This is a genomic window from Shewanella cutis (assembly GCF_022410515.1).
GTDB classification, from domain to species: domain Bacteria; phylum Pseudomonadota; class Gammaproteobacteria; order Enterobacterales; family Shewanellaceae; genus Shewanella; species Shewanella cutis.
This window is the reverse complement of record NZ_JACSDI010000008.1, coordinates 23,342-38,299: the sequence shown is the minus strand read 5'-3', so window position 1 is coordinate 38,299 and position 14,958 is coordinate 23,342. Positions and strand designations below refer to the sequence as shown.

The window sequence follows — 14,958 nt, the reverse complement described above, 5'->3', positions numbered from 1 at the left end:
ATATTAAGTTGCTAGCCAAGCCGCTAGTCTATATCAATCTCGATACCATATAGATCAGACAATTCTCGCTGCTCATGTAGAAGTTCAATGCGTCTGCGGGTATCTTGCGCCAACTTATCCTTTACACGTATTCCATTGGCGGCCTTAGCTTTTTTAGCTTTGCGTCCCTCAATTAACAAATCTACGTCCCCAGTAGAAGCAGGATGCTGCAACAGCGTCGATTCACTAGACATTATTAACTCCTTTAATTGCCACCTAAAATAGGATCTTTCCGTAAATATTGGATCTTTGTAGAAGAGGAAACCATCAATTTGCTATCAACATGAGACAACGTCACATCAATGCAGCCCATCATCTGATGCTACAAAAGTAAAACTTAAGCCAGAAAATGCCCCTGCCTATAACACAAACACAGCCAAAGACCATGAAGACAAGCCAATAGCGCAATATGACTCGAAGACTCGAGGCTAACAGGTTAAAAATAAACGAAACAACATAGCGCTAAACTGACTGTAAATACTGCTACGTCGCATTAAAGCCACGCAACAGTACTACATTTGAGAAGGGTTTACGACTTATATGGCATAGGACCTAAATAGTCTTTTTTACCAATATCCACACCATTATGACGCAAAATGGCATAGGCTGTTGTTATATGGAAGTATAAGTTTGGAATTGCATGCTCAATTGCAAACTCATAACCTGTTAAATATTTACCTTCCCAACGGGGTTGAGAAACATGAATTGTCGCCGCAGCTGCAAAATCCGCCTCAGTAAACTGGGCTAGATAATCAATAACCGAGGTAATACGCGCCTGTAGCTCTGGCAATGTGGTCTCAGTATCATCATGTTTAGGTACAGTCTCTAAATTACCCGTTAAACGTGCTACACCGATTTTGGCCGTATCACAGGCAATCTGGATCTGTCGGATAAGATTGAATTGATCGGGCGCTAACCGAGAATGCAATAACACCGCCATATCGACCTTCTTCAAGTTGGCAAAAATCTCACCCTTTTCCAGAATAAGACTCAAGTTTTTCAGCATCTTGCTAAATTGGACAGCCGTTAAATCATAAAGCATGACATAAACTCCTGTAATAAACGCCACTAGATTGCAGCACTTGAGACTATCTTGGGGCAAATCAATTCTTTTCAACAGAGAAAAATAAAGATTTATTCAGTGACAGTGTGATTCGCCATCAGTGACTGATTGGAAATAGGTTCAGCGGATAAGAGTCGTTGCTGAAGGGCGAAATGAAAAAAACACCTTACAACAAATACATTCACCCCAGTATTTATGGCTTAATATCGCCAAGTATTGGTCTTATACCATTCCGCATTGATGTCTGAACTAATAGCAAGCAACCCAACAGCTTAAAATTGGATGATAAAACCTGAAACGGCTGAAAATCTGCTTAGCCTCTCCAAAAGAGAAAAATCAGCATAAGCGCATGCAATTACTCGCGGTACCGCTATTTTTGCAATGCCATAACCGCACTCAGGCGGCAAGCCAGTTGAAGGCGGCCAAAGCTAGCGTCAACTTATGGGCCTCCAGCTATCTTGAGCAAGGACTGGCTGGGCTTGAAGACAAACCACGCCCAGGGAAGAAGCCGTCATTGTCAAATAAGCAAAAAAGGAGACTCGCCAGATACATAGAGTGCAAAGCAAAATCAGATGAGGGCGGCGGACTAATTGGGGTCGACATCCAGTAATACATCTCGAGTGAGTTTAATGTCGAGTACTATCCCAATCACATCTACAAGCTACTCAAGAGCACGGGATTGTGTTGGATAACCAGCCGCTCCAGAAAACAGCTTTCTCGTAGACCAAAAGCGCTAAGACAGCAGCAGTTTGAATATGTGCATCTCTTCGGCGCAGTCTGTCCTGCAACAGGAGAAACTGAAGCCATCATCACGCCATTCGTTAATAAGGACATCATGCACCAGCACTTGGAGCTGATAGCAAAACGCACCAAACCTGGCCGCCATGCTGTCGTGGTGATGGTGACTGAACTTTAATGCGGATTGGTATAATCTATCTGCTTTGACCGATCGACCTCAGTTTGCTGCAATTCTAGGGGGAAGTGTTTACAATGTCGCTTTTGTCGCAGCAGAACATCATCATGTCTTTTCCATATTCGCTAAAGCCGTTTAATACTTTTGGCGTGGAGCAATCCTGCATATCATTGATTGAAGTCCATTCTAAGGAAGAGCTGCAGTCGAACTGCTTATCCTTATATCAGTCTAAGCGACCTATGCTTGTACTTGGTGGCGGCAGCAATATCGTATTCACCGATGATTTTAATGGCACTGTAGTGCGTATATTAACTAAGGGTATTTCCTGCTCTGAAGATGATACTTACTTTTATCTTGCTGTTGAGGCGGGTGAGAATTGGCATGAGCTGGTCCAATTCAGCTTAAATCAGAACATGCCAGGACTTGAGAACTTAGCGCTGATCCCTGGTACGGTTGGCGCGGCTCCGATTCAAAATATCGGTGCCTACGGTGTTGAGCTATGCGATATTTGTGACTGGGTCGAATATTTGGATCTCGAGTCTGGCGACTTGCTGAGGATTGCTGTTGGTGAGTGTGAGTTTGCTTATCGGGAGTCGATATTTAAGGGCCGTTTACGCGACAGAGTTGTGATTACCGCCGTTGGTTTGCGTCTTCCTAAAGCTTGGCAACCAAAATTAAGCTATGGTCCGTTGCAATCATTTACCGCTGAGACAGTAACCCCAAGGGAGATTTTTGACCGTGTCTGTGAGGTGAGGAGCGAAAAGCTACCTAACCCCGAATTGCTAGGGAATGCTGGCAGTTTCTTTAAGAATCCTATCGTGAGCGCAGCGACTTATATTCAACTTGCGGCGCGTTTCCCGAGTATCGTCGGTTATGCTCAACCCAATGGAGAGGTTAAACTGGCTGCGGGTTGGCTGATTGAGCATGCAGGTCTTAAAGGTTTTACCCTCGGAAATGCGGGAGTGCATGCGAAGCAAGCCTTAGTATTAGTCAATTTAGGCCATGCAACTGGGCAAGATATTTGTCGATTAGCATTGCATGTGATTGCGCGGGTGAATGAGGTTTTTGGCGTTAAGCTCGAAGCCGAACCAAGAATAATGGGATTAACAGGGGAGACGAGTCTCGATGTCTGATAATTGGGTGAGAAAACGCGAAATACTGGGATTGTTGTCGAGCGAACATTTTGTCTCGGGTGAAGAATTGGCGACGCAACTGGGTATTTCTCGTGCGGCGGTGAGTAAGCATGTGGATGCTTTGGAAGACTATGGCGTAGCGATTTACAGTGTCAAAGGCCGTGGTTACAAGTTAGCGAATCCTATCTCCCTTATCGACTCGGTTCGGTTAATTCAGTCGATTGATAATCGCTGCTTTTATTTTGATGAGATCTCAAGTACTAACGGCTTTATGTTAAGTCACACAGGTGAGCTTAAGAGTGGCGACCTGTGTGTAGCTGAATACCAGTCGGCAGGGCGAGGTCGCCGTGGTCGCACTTGGGTTTCTCCCTATGGGCATCATTTATATTTCTCGCAGTTTTGGTCATTCCCACAGGGGATGGCGCAGGCAATGGGCTTAAGCCTAGTGGTGGCTTGTAGTTTAGTCGAGGTATTGAAATCCTTTGGTGTTGATCATATCGGCGTGAAATGGCCAAACGACATTTACCTTAATTATAAAAAGCTTGCAGGGATTTTGATTGAGATGTCAGGTCAGGCGGACAGTGAGTGCCAATTGATCATTGGTATTGGCGTCAATATGGCCATGTCGGAAGACCAAGGGAAAGGTATCGATCAGCCTTGGAGCGATTTATCCGCCTTAGCGACTATGCCGAATAAAACGGATCTCGTTATTGCGCTGCAAAAGCAGCTTAAGAAAGACATTCAATTATTTGAGCGAGAAGGGCTGGATGCATTCAAACTGCGTTGGCAGGCTGCTGATTTATTCTATGGCAAGGAAATCCGTTTGCTCATGGGTGAAAATCATGTCGATGGAATTTGCCGCGGCGTCGACGAACAGGGCGCTGTGCTACTTGAAACCGCCGATGGCACACAGGCATACATCGGCGGCGAAATCAGTTTGAGACCAATATAGCTATTTGCGTAACAATACGTGGGACATCAAGTGATCCTGGCCTTTTTGCAGGATCAGATGTGCTCGCTCTCTTGTTGGTTGAATATTGAGTTGTAGATTAGGGCCGTTGATTGTGTCCCAAATCTTCGCCGCAATCGCATTCGCCTCATCATCTGTTAGGCTGGCATAGTGGTGGAAATACGACTTTTCATCACTAAAGGCACCTTTGCGAAATTGCAAAAAGCGCTCCTGATACCACTGCTTTAATAAGTGCTCTTCGGCATCGACGTAAATGGAGAAATCGACAAAGTCGGAGACGAAGGGACGACGTATATCTACAGGTGAGTCTAAGCCAGTTTGCAGTACATTGAGTCCTTCAAGGATCAATATATCGGGCTGCGAGACGGTTTGATGCTGGCCACGAATGCGGTCGTAGGTTACGTGGGAATAGATAGGCGCATTCACGTGGGCTAGCCCCGATTTTACCGCCGAAATAAATTCAACCAACATCTTCATATCGTAACTTTCAGGAAAGCCTTTACGCTGTAATAAGCCTTTTCGCTTTAGGTCGGCCAGCGGATAAAGAAAACCATCTGTCGTAACTAAATCAACCTTTGGGTGCTCAGGCCACTGGCTTAATAACGCCTGTAAAATACGTGCTGTGGTGCTTTTACCTACGGCGACACTACCAGCAATGCTAATAATATAAGGGCTACTTGAGGGCTTTTGCCCGAGAAACTCATCAAGGACTAAACCACGTTGTTGTTTGGCTTTGACAATTAAGTTAAGCAGCCTGCTGAGCGGCAGATAGATATCGGTGACTTCTGAGAGGGAAACCTTCTCATTAATCCCTCGAAGATTCTCCAAGTCTTGTTCACTCAGTGTCATTGGCACTGCGTCCCTTAAAACTGACCATTGTGCGCGCTCAAAGGCAAGATAGAGTGCTTTTTGAATTGGATTCTTTGACGTCATTGGCTTTCCTCGACTTAGGAATCGCACAGTACACCATGACTTAAGTATCGACAATATAAAATCAATTGCGGTAGCTTGGTTTCTGTTTCATCTGATCGTATTTGCTGGATAAATGTCCGATAACGTCGTTTCGAGGGTAAAAAAGCATCATTTGATTGCTTTTTTTAAACAAATCGTCGATTTTCACTTGCACTTAGGCACGCATTTACCTAATATCCCGTTCCGAAATGATTTGCCGGCATAGCTCAGTTGGTAGAGCAACTGACTTGTAATCAGTAGGTCCCGAGTTCGACTCTTGGTGCCGGCACCATTTTACTGGAGGGGTTCCCGAGTGGCCAAAGGGATCAGACTGTAAATCTGACGGCTCCGCCTTCGAAGGTTCGAATCCTTCTCCCTCCACCATTTTCTAGGTAGTTAGGTAGCCTTAGTTAGGTTGCGCGGGCATCGTATAATGGTATTACTCCAGCCTTCCAAGCTGATAACGCGGGTTCGATTCCCGCTGCCCGCTCCAAATTTAGTTGCTGATATGGCTCAGTTGGTAGAGCACACCCTTGGTAAGGGTGAGGTCGGCAGTTCGAATCTGCCTATCAGCACCAGCCTTTCTAAATTAAGCTCCTATACCTAAATAATCGGTTCGATGTCATTTATATGCATCGGATTTTTTCTATATGTATGTTTTCATCACCAAGACTCTTGGATTGAGGCAATACCATGGCTAAAGCTAAATTTGAACGTTCTAAGCCCCATGTTAACGTGGGCACCATCGGTCACGTTGACCATGGTAAAACCACTCTGACTGCAGCTATCTCTCACGTACTGGCTAAGACCTACGGTGGTGAAGCTAAAGACTTCTCTCAAATCGATAACGCTCCAGAAGAGCGTGAGCGCGGTATTACCATCAATACCTCTCACATCGAATATGACACACCAACTCGCCACTACGCACACGTAGACTGCCCAGGCCACGCTGACTATGTTAAAAACATGATCACTGGTGCTGCACAGATGGACGGCGCGATCCTAGTAGTTGCTTCTACAGATGGCCCAATGCCACAAACTCGCGAGCACATCCTGCTGTCTCGCCAAGTAGGCGTACCATTCATCATCGTATTCATGAACAAATGTGACATGGTTGACGATGCTGAGCTGTTAGAATTAGTTGAAATGGAAGTACGTGAACTGTTATCAGAATACGACTTCCCAGGTGATGACTTACCAGTAATCCAAGGTTCAGCTCTGAAAGCGCTAGAAGGCGAGCCAGAGTGGGAAGCGAAGATCCTTGAGCTGGCAGCAGCTTTAGACTCTTACATTCCAGAACCAGAGCGTGATATCGATAAGCCATTCCTGATGCCAATCGAAGACGTATTCTCAATCTCTGGCCGTGGTACAGTAGTAACTGGTCGTGTTGAGCGTGGTATTGTACGCGTTGGTGACGAAGTAGAAATCGTTGGTATCCGTACTACAACTAAAACTACCTGTACTGGTGTTGAAATGTTCCGTAAACTGCTTGACGAAGGTCGTGCAGGTGAGAACTGTGGTATTTTATTACGTGGTACTAAGCGTGATGACGTAGAACGTGGTCAAGTATTATCTAAGCCAGGTTCAATCAACCCACACACTACTTTTGAATCAGAAGTATACGTACTGTCAAAAGAAGAAGGTGGTCGTCATACTCCATTCTTCAAAGGCTACCGTCCACAGTTCTACTTCCGTACAACTGACGTGACAGGCACTATCGAACTGCCAGAAGGCGTAGAGATGGTAATGCCAGGCGACAACATCAAGATGAAAGTGACTCTGATCTGCCCAATCGCGATGGACGAAGGTTTACGCTTCGCAATCCGTGAAGGTGGCCGTACAGTAGGTGCAGGTGTTGTAGCGAAGATTTTCGCTTAATCGCGAATTAGCTATCGTGCTGAAAAGGAAGCTTAGGCTTCCTTTTTTGTTTAAGTCGATTATTTACTGGGTTTTGTGGGATGCAACCGTTGTGCATCCTTGCTAACAAAGTCGAATAAGAATACAATCTATGGCCGATTTTTGACCCTGAGCTTATGCAACATGCGTTTCTAAGGGTATTCGGAATTCAGAGTATCTAAAGCGTATTGTAACTGGGTCGTATGTCCCTAATTATTGTGCTCAAGCTCAGGCCGTATTGAGTAACGGAATAACCGATGACAACAAATACTGAAAACCAGACTAACTCTCTGGATATCGTGAAGTGGGGTTTAGCAATCCTATTGCTGGCCGCTGCTGTTATTGGCAATCAAATGTATAGCGAGGCGAGTGCTGTGATCCGTGCACTAGCTGTTATCGTTGCATTCGCTATTGCTGGTTTTATTGTCCTACAGACAGAAAAGGGTAAAAAAGCCTTAGCTTTCGCGCGTGAGTCGCAAATTGAAGTGCGCAAGGTCGTATGGCCAACACGCCAAGAAGCGCTTAACACCACTTTTATTGTCCTTGCAGCGACAGGTATCTTAGCTCTTATCCTTTGGGGTATGGATGCCGTGTTAATGCGAATTGTCAATTTTATCACTGGCGTATAGGCACCTCGAATGACTGAAGCTAAAGAAGCTAAAAAGAGATGGTATGTAGTGCAGGCATTCTCAGGCTATGAAGGCCGAGTTTGTAAGTCACTGATTGAATATATTAAAATGCACGGCATGGAACAGTACTTCGGTGAAGTATTAGTTCCGACTGAAGAAGTTATTGAAATGCGTGCAGGTCAGCGTCGTAAGAGTGAGCGTAAGTTTTTCCCTGGTTATGTTCTGGTCCAGATGGAAATGAACGATGACAGCTGGCATTTAGTCAAAAGCATCCCGCGTGTTTTAGGCTTTATTGGCGGAACTTCTGATCGCCCAGCGCCAATTTCAGATAGAGAAGCCGATGCAATTCTGCGTCGCTTACAAGAAACCACAGCTTCGCCAACGCATCGCGTTATTTTCGAGCCGGGCGAAGTGGTGCGTGTATGTGATGGTCCATTTGCTGACTTTAACGGTACTGTTGAAGAAGTGGATTATGACAAGAGCCGCGTAAAAGTGTCAGTAATGATCTTTGGTCGTTCTACACCGGTCGAGCTCGACTTTAATCAGGTCGAAAAAGGCTGATTAAATTAAATACAAAATCCGTTTGGCAACGGGTGCGGATTTCTATATAATCCGCACCCGTTGTTTTCGGGGGAGCATGTTGGCATGTCGCTGATATGCGTTTGAACCCAAACTGAGGAAATGTCAAATGGCAAAAAAGATTGATGCTTATATTAAGCTACAAGTGAAATCAGGTTCTGCGAACCCTTCACCACCAGTTGGTCCAGCTCTGGGTCAGAAAGGTGTGAACATCATGGAATTCTGTAAAGCGTTTAACGCCCGTACAGAAAAAATGGAAAAAGGCATGCCTATTCCAGTCGTGATCACTGTATACAGTGACCGTTCATTCACTTTCGAAACTAAGACTCCGCCAGCTTCTTACTTACTGAAGACTGCTGCAGGCCTGAAATCAGGTTCTCCACGTCCAAACACTCAGAAAGTAGGTACTATCGCTCGTGCTAAGATTCAGGAAATTGCTGAAATGAAAGCCGCCGATATGACTGGTGCTGATGTTGAAGCGATGACTCGCTCAATCGAAGGTACTGCGCGTTCAATGGGTTTGGTTGTAGAGGGTTAATATAATGGCAAAACTAACTAAACGCATGCGCGTAATCCGCGAGAAAGTTGACGGTACTAAATTATACGAAATCAACGATGCTGTTGCTCTGTTAAAAGAATTAGCAACTGCTAAGTTCGTTGAAAGTGTTGACGTTGCTGTTAACCTGGGTATCGACCCACGTAAATCTGACCAAAACGTTCGTGGTGCAACTGTGTTGCCACACGGTACTGGTCGTGACGTTCGCGTTGCAGTATTTACACAAGGTGCAAATGCTGAAGCTGCTAAAGCTGCTGGTGCTGAACTTGTTGGTATGGATGATCTGGCTGAGAAAATCAAAGCCGGTGAAATGAACTTTGACGTAGTTATCGCATCTCCAGACGCAATGCGCGTTGTTGGTATGTTAGGTCAAATCTTAGGCCCACGTGGTTTAATGCCTAACCCAAAAACTGGCACAGTAACGCCAAACGTTGCTGAAGCAGTTAAGAATGCTAAAGCTGGTCAAGTTCGTTACCGCAACGACAAGAACGGTATTATCCACACTACTATCGGTAAAGTGGATTTCACACCAGTTCAATTGAAAGAAAACTTGGAAGCGTTAATCTCTGCACTGAAAAAGGCTAAGCCTGCAGTTGCAAAAGGTGTATACGTGAAAAAAGTAAGCATCTCTACCACTATGGGTGCAGGTGTTGCTGTTGACCAAGCTTCTCTCGAAACAGCTAACTAATTTTACAAGGTACGCGCATTAGTCTATAATGCGCGCACTTTGTGGGTTGAAGCCTGTTTTTGATGCTTTAAGCATCATTAATTAGGCTTCCGTCCAAGACCGCAGGTGTTTACTTTAACGGTTTACTTAATTTCCTGCGTAGACGGTGTCAGGCCCCAGCTAAATTTTTTTACTGGATAATCTGCACCGTAAGTCACTAAATACATAAGTATTTAGTATGGTAAATACTAGGGAATACCCTAGGTAGAATCCAGGAGTAAAGCCAATGGCATTAAGACTCGAAGACAAAAAAGCGATTGTTGCTGAAGTCAACGAAGCTGCCAAAGGTGCGCTATCTGCAGTAGCCGCTGATTCACGCGGTGTAACTGTAGGTGCTATGACCGGTCTGCGTAAAAAAGCTCGCGAAGCTGGTGTTTATGTACGTGTAGTACGTAACACTCTGGCTCGTCGTGCTGTTGAAGGTACTGCATTTGAGTGCCTAGCAGAAACGTTCACTGGCCCAACTTTGATTGCTTTCTCTAACGAGCACCCAGGTGCTGCAGCTCGTCTGTTAAAAGACTTTGCTAAAGAGCAAGCTAATTTCGAAGTTAAAGGCGCAGCCTTTGAAGGGAATTTCATCCCTGCAGCTGACATTGATCGTTTGGCGAAACTGCCAACATACGAAGAAGCACTAGCACAGTTAATGATGACTATGAAAGAAGCATCTGCTGGCAAGTTCGTTCGTACACTGGCCGCCCTGCGCGATCAAAAACAAGAAGCCGCTTAATTTCAAGCTGGCTGCTTAATAGAATTGAATTCAGAACAATAGGAAACATTTGTTATGTCTATCACTAAAGACCAAATCTTAGAAGCCTTTGCAGCTATGTCTGTAATGGAAGTTGTTGAACTGATCGAAGCAATGGAAGAGAAGTTTGGCGTTTCTGCCGCTGCTGCTGTTGTTTCTGGTGGTGGCGAAGCTGCTGCTGCTGTTGAAGAGCAAACAGAATTCAACGTAATTCTGACTGCACACGGCGACAACAAAGTTGCAGTTATTAAAGCCATCCGTGGCGCAACTGGTTTAGGCCTGAAAGAAGCTAAAGCAATGTCTGAAGCTGCTCCAGTAGCAGTTAAAGAAGGCGTTTCTAAAGAAGAAGCTGAAGCTCTGAAGAAAGAACTAGTTGAAGCTGGTGCTTCAGTAGAAATCAAGTAAGCTATTATCTAGCTTGCTCACCCAAGCCACTTGGGTGGAGGCTGGCGGTTTTTTAACCGTCGGCCTTTTTTGCGCTATATGCGCCGGCGATTTTTTTTCACCGTTTGTCGCCAGATTTTGCAGTCCCTAGCAGAGATTACTGGTTAGGTTCTTGCCATCAACGGTGATGGGCAAACGTGCTGAATGTAATAACTTAAGTTATTGATTCAGTCTTGGTCACATCTCGTAAGCAGAGGAAACCCATGGTTTACTCCTATTCTGAAAAGAAGCGTATTCGCAAAGACTTTGGTAAGCGTCCACAGGTGTTGGATATTCCTTACCTTTTGTCTATTCAGTTAGACTCTTTTAAGAAGTTCACCGATCAAGATCCTACCGGTGAGCGCGGTCTTGAAGCCGCCTTCCGTAGCGTTTTTCCCATCAAGAGCTTTTCTGGTAACTCAGAACTGCAATACGTCAGCTATAAGCTTGGCGAGCCTGTTTTTGATGTGAAAGAGTGTCAGATCCGTGGTGTTACATATTCAGCTCCACTGCGCGTTAAATTACGCATGGTGTTGTATGACCGTGAAGCAGCGGCCGGCACTGTAAAAGATATTAAAGAACAAGAAGTCTACATGGGTGATATCCCATTGATGACTGACAACGGTACCTTTGTTATCAACGGTACTGAGCGTGTAATCGTTTCTCAATTACATCGCAGCCCAGGCGTATTCTTCGATCACGACCGTGGTAAAACCCACTCATCAGGTAAGGTACTGTATAACGCACGTATCATCCCTTACCGTGGTTCTTGGTTAGACTTTGAATTCGATCCTAAAGATGCATTATTCGTACGTATCGACCGTCGCCGTAAATTACCAGCGACCATCATTCTGCGTGCATTAGAGTACTCTACTCAAGAGATCCTGGACCTGTTCTTCGAACGTGTTGAGTTTAAGATCAAGAAAGATACTCTGGTTATGACCTTAGTTCCTGAGCGTCTGCGTGGCGAAACCGCCAGCTACGACATCAAGGATGCTGAAGGTACTGTATTGGTTGAAGCGGGCCGTCGCGTGACTGCACGCCACATTCGCCAACTTGAAAAAACTAACACCACAGAACTCGAAGTACCAGTAGAGTACATCATGGGCAAATATGCTGCTCAAGATTACATCGATCCTGATACAGGTGAAGTATTAGTTTCTGCTAACAGTGAAATCAGCTTAGAAGACTTAGCGAAGTTATCACTGGCAGGCATCAAAGAGCTGAGCACGTTATACATCAACGAGCTGGACCACGGTGCTTACATCTCTGACACTCTGCGTATTGATCCAACCACTAACCGCTTAGAAGCGTTAGTTGAGATCTACCGTATGATGCGTCCTGGTGAGCCACCAACCAAAGATGCTGCAGAAGCCCTGTTCCAAAACTTATTCTTCAGCGAAGAACGTTATGACCTGTCTAAAGTAGGTCGTATGAAGTTCAACCGTCGTCTCAGTATTCCTGATGACGAAGGTAGCGGTGTACTATCTAAAGAAGACATCGTTGCCGTAATGAAGAACATCATTCACATCCGTAACGGCTTCGACGAAGTGGACGATATCGACCACTTAGGTAACCGTCGTATTCGTTCTGTGGGTGAAATGGCTGAAAACCAATTCCGTGTTGGTCTGGTCCGTGTTGAGCGCGCCGTGCGTGAACGTCTGTCATTAGGCGATCTGAACGAGCTGATGCCACAAGACTTAATCAACGCTAAGCCAATTTCTGCTGCAGTGAAAGAGTTCTTCGGTTCTTCTCAGCTGTCACAATTCATGGATCAAAACAACCCGCTGTCAGAAGTAACGCATAAGCGTCGTATTTCTGCTCTAGGCCCAGGTGGTTTGACCCGTGAGCGTGCAGGCTTCGAAGTCCGCGACGTACACCCAACGCACTATGGTCGTTTATGTCCAATTGAGACCCCTGAAGGTCCAAACATTGGTCTAATCAACTCATTAGCAAGCTTTGCCCGTACTAACTCATACGGCTTCTTAGAAACACCATACCGCAAAGTGGTAGACGGTGTGATCACTGACGAAGTGGAATACTTGTCAGCGATTGAAGAAGGTCGTTATGTGATTGCACAGGCAAACATCGAAGTTGACTCTGAAGGCCGCATGGTTGAAGAGCAGATCGCATGTCGTCACAAAGGTGAATCTACCTTTATGCGCGCATCTGACATTCAATACATGGACGTATCGCCACAACAGATTATTTCTGTTGCTGCGTCACTGATCCCGTTCTTAGAACACGACGACGCCAACCGTGCATTGATGGGTGCGAACATGCAACGTCAAGCAGTACCAACACTGAAATCAGAGAAGCCTCTGGTCGGTACGGGTATTGAGCGCACGTTAGCTGTGGACTCAGGCGTAGTAGTAGCCGCTAAACGTGGCGGTGTGATCGATTACGTAGATGCGAGCCGCATCGTCGTTAAAGTAAATGAAGACGAGCTGCGCCCAGGCGAAGCGGGTATCGACATTTACAACCTGACTAAGTACACCCGTTCTAACCAAAACACCTGTATCAACCAACGTCCATGTTGCAGCGTTGGTGAGCCAGTTGTACGTGGTGACGTGTTAGCAGACGGTCCGTCTACTGACTTAGGTGACTTAGCCCTTGGCCAGAACATGCGTATCGCGTTCATGCCTTGGAACGGTTACAACTTCGAAGACTCGATCTTAATTTCTGAGCGTGTTGCACAGGAAGACCGTTTCACCACTATCCACATTCAAGAGCTATCTTGTATCGCTCGTGATACCAAACTGGGTAGCGAAGAAATCACGGCTGACATTCCAAACGTAGGTGAATCTGCACTGTCGAAACTCGACGAGTCAGGTATTGTTTACATCGGTGCAGAAGTGAAGGGCGGTGACATTCTGGTGGGTAAAGTGACGCCAAAAGGCGAAACACAACTGACACCAGAAGAGAAGTTACTGCGCGCCATCTTCGGTGAGAAAGCGTCTGATGTGAAAGACAGCTCACTGCGTGTACCTAACTCTGTTAAAGGTACCATCATCGACGTTCAGGTATTTACCCGTGACGGCGTTGAGAAAGACAAACGTGCCATTGAAATCGAAGAAATGCACATTGCCCAAGCTCGTAAAGACTTAGGCGAAGAGTTCAAGATCCTTGAAGAAGGCGTATTGAGCCGTGCACGCAACTTATTATTAAGTGCTGGTTTCACTGAAGCGCAAATCGCTGCATTGCCACGTAAAGATGTATTGGTTCAAGTCATTGACGATGAAGCCAAACAAACTGAGCTTGAGCAATTAGCTGAACAGCATGAAGAGCTGAAAGCAGACTTCGATAAGAAGTTTGAAATCAAACGTCGCAAAATCACCCAAGGTGATGACTTGGCACCGGGCGTACTGAAGATCGTTAAGGTTTACTTAGCGGTTAAACGTACTATCCAACCTGGTGACAAGATGGCGGGCCGTCACGGTAACAAGGGTGTTATCTCTAAGATTAACCCAATTGAAGACATGCCGTACGACGAGCAAGGCAACCCAGTGGACATCGTGTTGAACCCTCTGGGCGTTCCATCACGTATGAACATCGGTCAGGTTCTTGAAGTTCACTTAGGTGCTGCGGCTAAAGGTATTGGTAACAAGATTGCTGCCATGCTGGAAGATCAGCGCGAGAAGGGACTTGCAGAAGTTCGTAGCTACATCAAGCAAGTGTACGAATTAGGTGATGAAGTGCAGCAGCGCGTCGACATCGATTCATTCACTGACGATGAGTTACTGCGCTTAGCGAACAACCTGAAAGGCGGTATCCCAGTTGCTACGCCAGCCTTCGATGGTGCTAAAGAGAAAGAGATCAAGCAGATGCTTGAGCTTGCAGGCTTGCCAACCTCTGGTCAGCTGAAGTTATTTGATGGTCGTACCGGTAACGAATTTGAGCGTCCAGTAACTGTTGGTTACATGTACATGCTCAAACTGAACCACTTAGTTGACGACAAGATGCACGCCCGTTCTACCGGTTCGTACAGCTTAGTGACTCAACAACCACTGGGCGGTAAAGCTCAGTTCGGTGGTCAGCGTTTCGGGGAGATGGAAGTGTGGGCACTCGAAGCATACGGTGCCGCTTATACGCTTCAAGAAATGCTCACCGTGAAATCGGATGACGTTAACGGTCGTACTCAGATGTATAAGAACATCGTCGACGGTAACCATCAGATGCAGCCTGGCATGCCAGAGTCCTTCAACGTATTACTGAAGGAGATCCGTTCACTCGGTATTAATATCGAGTTGGATCAGGAATAAGCGTCGCCTTAAGGTAACGTTTGGCAACAGAATGGTGCTCCGCAGTCGCGGAGCACCCGGTTTAACTCCTTC

The 14,958-nt window shown here is 45.8% G+C and carries 15 protein-coding genes and 4 tRNA genes; 16 read left to right on the top strand and 3 right to left on the bottom strand.

Translation table 11 applies throughout. From position 1 onward, the window contains the following. Positions 1 to 23: 23 nt before the first annotated feature. Together H9J30_RS12290 and H9J30_RS12285 are read right to left on the bottom strand one after the other, a co-directional pair. A complete protein-coding gene (locus tag H9J30_RS12290) occupies positions 24 to 233 on the bottom strand; it encodes a hypothetical protein (RefSeq protein WP_240131265.1) in 210 nt (69 codons plus the stop codon). Positions 234 to 568: 335 nt separating this feature from the next. Then, on the bottom strand, positions 569 to 1,081 hold the full coding sequence (locus H9J30_RS12285; protein ID WP_240131264.1) for a DUF1993 domain-containing protein: 513 nt from the start codon (positions 1,079 to 1,081) through the stop codon (positions 569 to 571). A gap of 370 nt (positions 1,082 to 1,451) precedes the next feature. On the opposite strand from H9J30_RS12285, the gene H9J30_RS12280 reads away from it, so the two are divergent. The 4 genes from H9J30_RS12280 to birA all read left to right on the top strand — a co-directional run bounded on the left by H9J30_RS12280 (position 1,452) and on the right by birA (position 4,100). Continuing rightward, entirely contained in the window at positions 1,452 to 1,712 is a 261-nt protein-coding gene (locus H9J30_RS12280) for a COG3415 family protein (protein WP_240131263.1), read from the top strand. A 69-nt stretch (positions 1,713 to 1,781) separates the two neighbouring features. Then, positions 1,782 to 2,018, top strand: coding sequence for a hypothetical protein (locus tag H9J30_RS12275; RefSeq protein WP_240131262.1), 237 nt, complete (start codon positions 1,782 to 1,784; stop codon positions 2,016 to 2,018). Positions 2,019 to 2,122: 104 nt separating this feature from the next. Next, complete coding sequence (murB, locus tag H9J30_RS12270; RefSeq protein ID WP_240131261.1) at positions 2,123 to 3,148, top strand: UDP-N-acetylmuramate dehydrogenase; 1,026 nt, start codon at positions 2,123 to 2,125, stop codon at positions 3,146 to 3,148. After that, positions 3,141 to 4,100 carry a bifunctional biotin--[acetyl-CoA-carboxylase] ligase/biotin operon repressor BirA gene (gene birA, locus H9J30_RS12265; protein ID WP_240131260.1) on the top strand — a complete coding sequence of 320 codons (960 nt, stop codon included), beginning with the start codon at positions 3,141 to 3,143 and terminating at the stop codon, positions 4,098 to 4,100. The genes murB and birA overlap by 8 nt, the downstream gene beginning before the upstream one ends. Here birA and coaA read toward each other — a convergent pair whose 3' ends face one another. Continuing rightward, the gene (gene coaA / locus H9J30_RS12260) at positions 4,101 to 5,051 is read right to left on the bottom strand and encodes a type I pantothenate kinase (RefSeq protein ID WP_240131259.1); all 951 of its coding nucleotides are present in this window, start codon (positions 5,049 to 5,051) and stop codon (positions 4,101 to 4,103) included. Between the two features lie 234 nt (positions 5,052 to 5,285). Between coaA and H9J30_RS12255 the strand changes: the two genes are divergently transcribed. The 12 genes from H9J30_RS12255 (at position 5,286) to rpoB (ending at position 14,886) form a co-directional block, all read left to right on the top strand. Further along, positions 5,286 to 5,361, top strand: a tRNA-Thr gene (locus H9J30_RS12255). Between the two features lie 7 nt (positions 5,362 to 5,368). Then, positions 5,369 to 5,453: transfer RNA gene (locus H9J30_RS12250), tRNA-Tyr, on the top strand. Positions 5,454 to 5,488: 35 nt separating this feature from the next. After that, positions 5,489 to 5,562: transfer RNA gene (locus tag H9J30_RS12245), tRNA-Gly, on the top strand. Between the two features lie 9 nt (positions 5,563 to 5,571). Further along, a tRNA-Thr gene (locus tag H9J30_RS12240) sits at positions 5,572 to 5,647 on the top strand. Positions 5,648 to 5,762: 115 nt separating this feature from the next. Further along, positions 5,763 to 6,947: an elongation factor Tu gene (gene tuf / locus H9J30_RS12235; protein WP_023266119.1), complete on the top strand. Its 1,185-nt coding sequence runs from the start codon at positions 5,763 to 5,765 to the stop codon at positions 6,945 to 6,947. Positions 6,948 to 7,222: 275 nt separating this feature from the next. Beyond that, positions 7,223 to 7,594 (top strand): preprotein translocase subunit SecE, encoded by a 372-nt coding sequence (secE, locus tag H9J30_RS12230; protein ID WP_011070605.1) that lies wholly within the window; start codon positions 7,223 to 7,225, stop codon positions 7,592 to 7,594. Positions 7,595 to 7,603: 9 nt separating this feature from the next. Continuing rightward, positions 7,604 to 8,155 (top strand): transcription termination/antitermination protein NusG, encoded by a 552-nt coding sequence (gene nusG / locus H9J30_RS12225; protein WP_011715455.1) that lies wholly within the window; start codon positions 7,604 to 7,606, stop codon positions 8,153 to 8,155. Between the two features lie 127 nt (positions 8,156 to 8,282). Then, positions 8,283 to 8,711 carry a 50S ribosomal protein L11 gene (gene rplK, locus H9J30_RS12220; RefSeq protein ID WP_011070607.1) on the top strand — a complete coding sequence of 143 codons (429 nt, stop codon included), beginning with the start codon at positions 8,283 to 8,285 and terminating at the stop codon, positions 8,709 to 8,711. Between the two features lie 4 nt (positions 8,712 to 8,715). Beyond that, positions 8,716 to 9,417, top strand: coding sequence for a 50S ribosomal protein L1 (gene rplA, locus H9J30_RS12215; RefSeq protein WP_011070608.1), 702 nt, complete (start codon positions 8,716 to 8,718; stop codon positions 9,415 to 9,417). Between the two features lie 265 nt (positions 9,418 to 9,682). After that, entirely contained in the window at positions 9,683 to 10,183 is a 501-nt protein-coding gene (gene rplJ, locus H9J30_RS12210; RefSeq protein ID WP_011070609.1) for a 50S ribosomal protein L10, read from the top strand. Positions 10,184 to 10,237: 54 nt separating this feature from the next. Beyond that, complete coding sequence (rplL, locus tag H9J30_RS12205; RefSeq protein WP_007644333.1) at positions 10,238 to 10,606, top strand: 50S ribosomal protein L7/L12; 369 nt, start codon at positions 10,238 to 10,240, stop codon at positions 10,604 to 10,606. A 242-nt stretch (positions 10,607 to 10,848) separates the two neighbouring features. After that, positions 10,849 to 14,886 (top strand): DNA-directed RNA polymerase subunit beta, encoded by a 4,038-nt coding sequence (rpoB, locus tag H9J30_RS12200; protein WP_240131258.1) that lies wholly within the window; start codon positions 10,849 to 10,851, stop codon positions 14,884 to 14,886. The last annotated feature ends 72 nt before the right edge of the window (positions 14,887 to 14,958 follow it).

Excerpts from the sequence above, each read along its gene's own strand:
- rpoB (WP_240131258.1), top strand. The coding sequence starts at position 10,849 with ATGGTTTACTCCTATTCTGAAAAGAAGCGTATTCGCAAAGACTTTGGT.
- secE (WP_011070605.1), top strand. The coding sequence starts at position 7,223 with ATGACAACAAATACTGAAAACCAGACTAACTCTCTGGATATCGTGAAG.
- H9J30_RS12290 (WP_240131265.1), bottom strand. The coding sequence starts at position 233 with ATGTCTAGTGAATCGACGCTGTTGCAGCATCCTGCTTCTACTGGGGAC.
- rplJ (WP_011070609.1), top strand. The coding sequence starts at position 9,683 with ATGGCATTAAGACTCGAAGACAAAAAAGCGATTGTTGCTGAAGTCAAC.
- murB (WP_240131261.1), top strand. The coding sequence starts at position 2,123 with ATGTCTTTTCCATATTCGCTAAAGCCGTTTAATACTTTTGGCGTGGAG.
- H9J30_RS12280 (WP_240131263.1), top strand. The coding sequence starts at position 1,452 with ATGCAATTACTCGCGGTACCGCTATTTTTGCAATGCCATAACCGCACT.
- tuf (WP_023266119.1), top strand. The coding sequence starts at position 5,763 with ATGGCTAAAGCTAAATTTGAACGTTCTAAGCCCCATGTTAACGTGGGC.
- coaA (WP_240131259.1), bottom strand. The coding sequence starts at position 5,051 with ATGACGTCAAAGAATCCAATTCAAAAAGCACTCTATCTTGCCTTTGAG.
- birA (WP_240131260.1), top strand. The coding sequence starts at position 3,141 with ATGTCTGATAATTGGGTGAGAAAACGCGAAATACTGGGATTGTTGTCG.
- nusG (WP_011715455.1), top strand. The coding sequence starts at position 7,604 with ATGACTGAAGCTAAAGAAGCTAAAAAGAGATGGTATGTAGTGCAGGCA.
- H9J30_RS12285 (WP_240131264.1), bottom strand. The coding sequence starts at position 1,081 with ATGCTTTATGATTTAACGGCTGTCCAATTTAGCAAGATGCTGAAAAAC.
- rplK (WP_011070607.1), top strand. The coding sequence starts at position 8,283 with ATGGCAAAAAAGATTGATGCTTATATTAAGCTACAAGTGAAATCAGGT.
- rplL (WP_007644333.1), top strand. The coding sequence starts at position 10,238 with ATGTCTATCACTAAAGACCAAATCTTAGAAGCCTTTGCAGCTATGTCT.
- rplA (WP_011070608.1), top strand. The coding sequence starts at position 8,716 with ATGGCAAAACTAACTAAACGCATGCGCGTAATCCGCGAGAAAGTTGAC.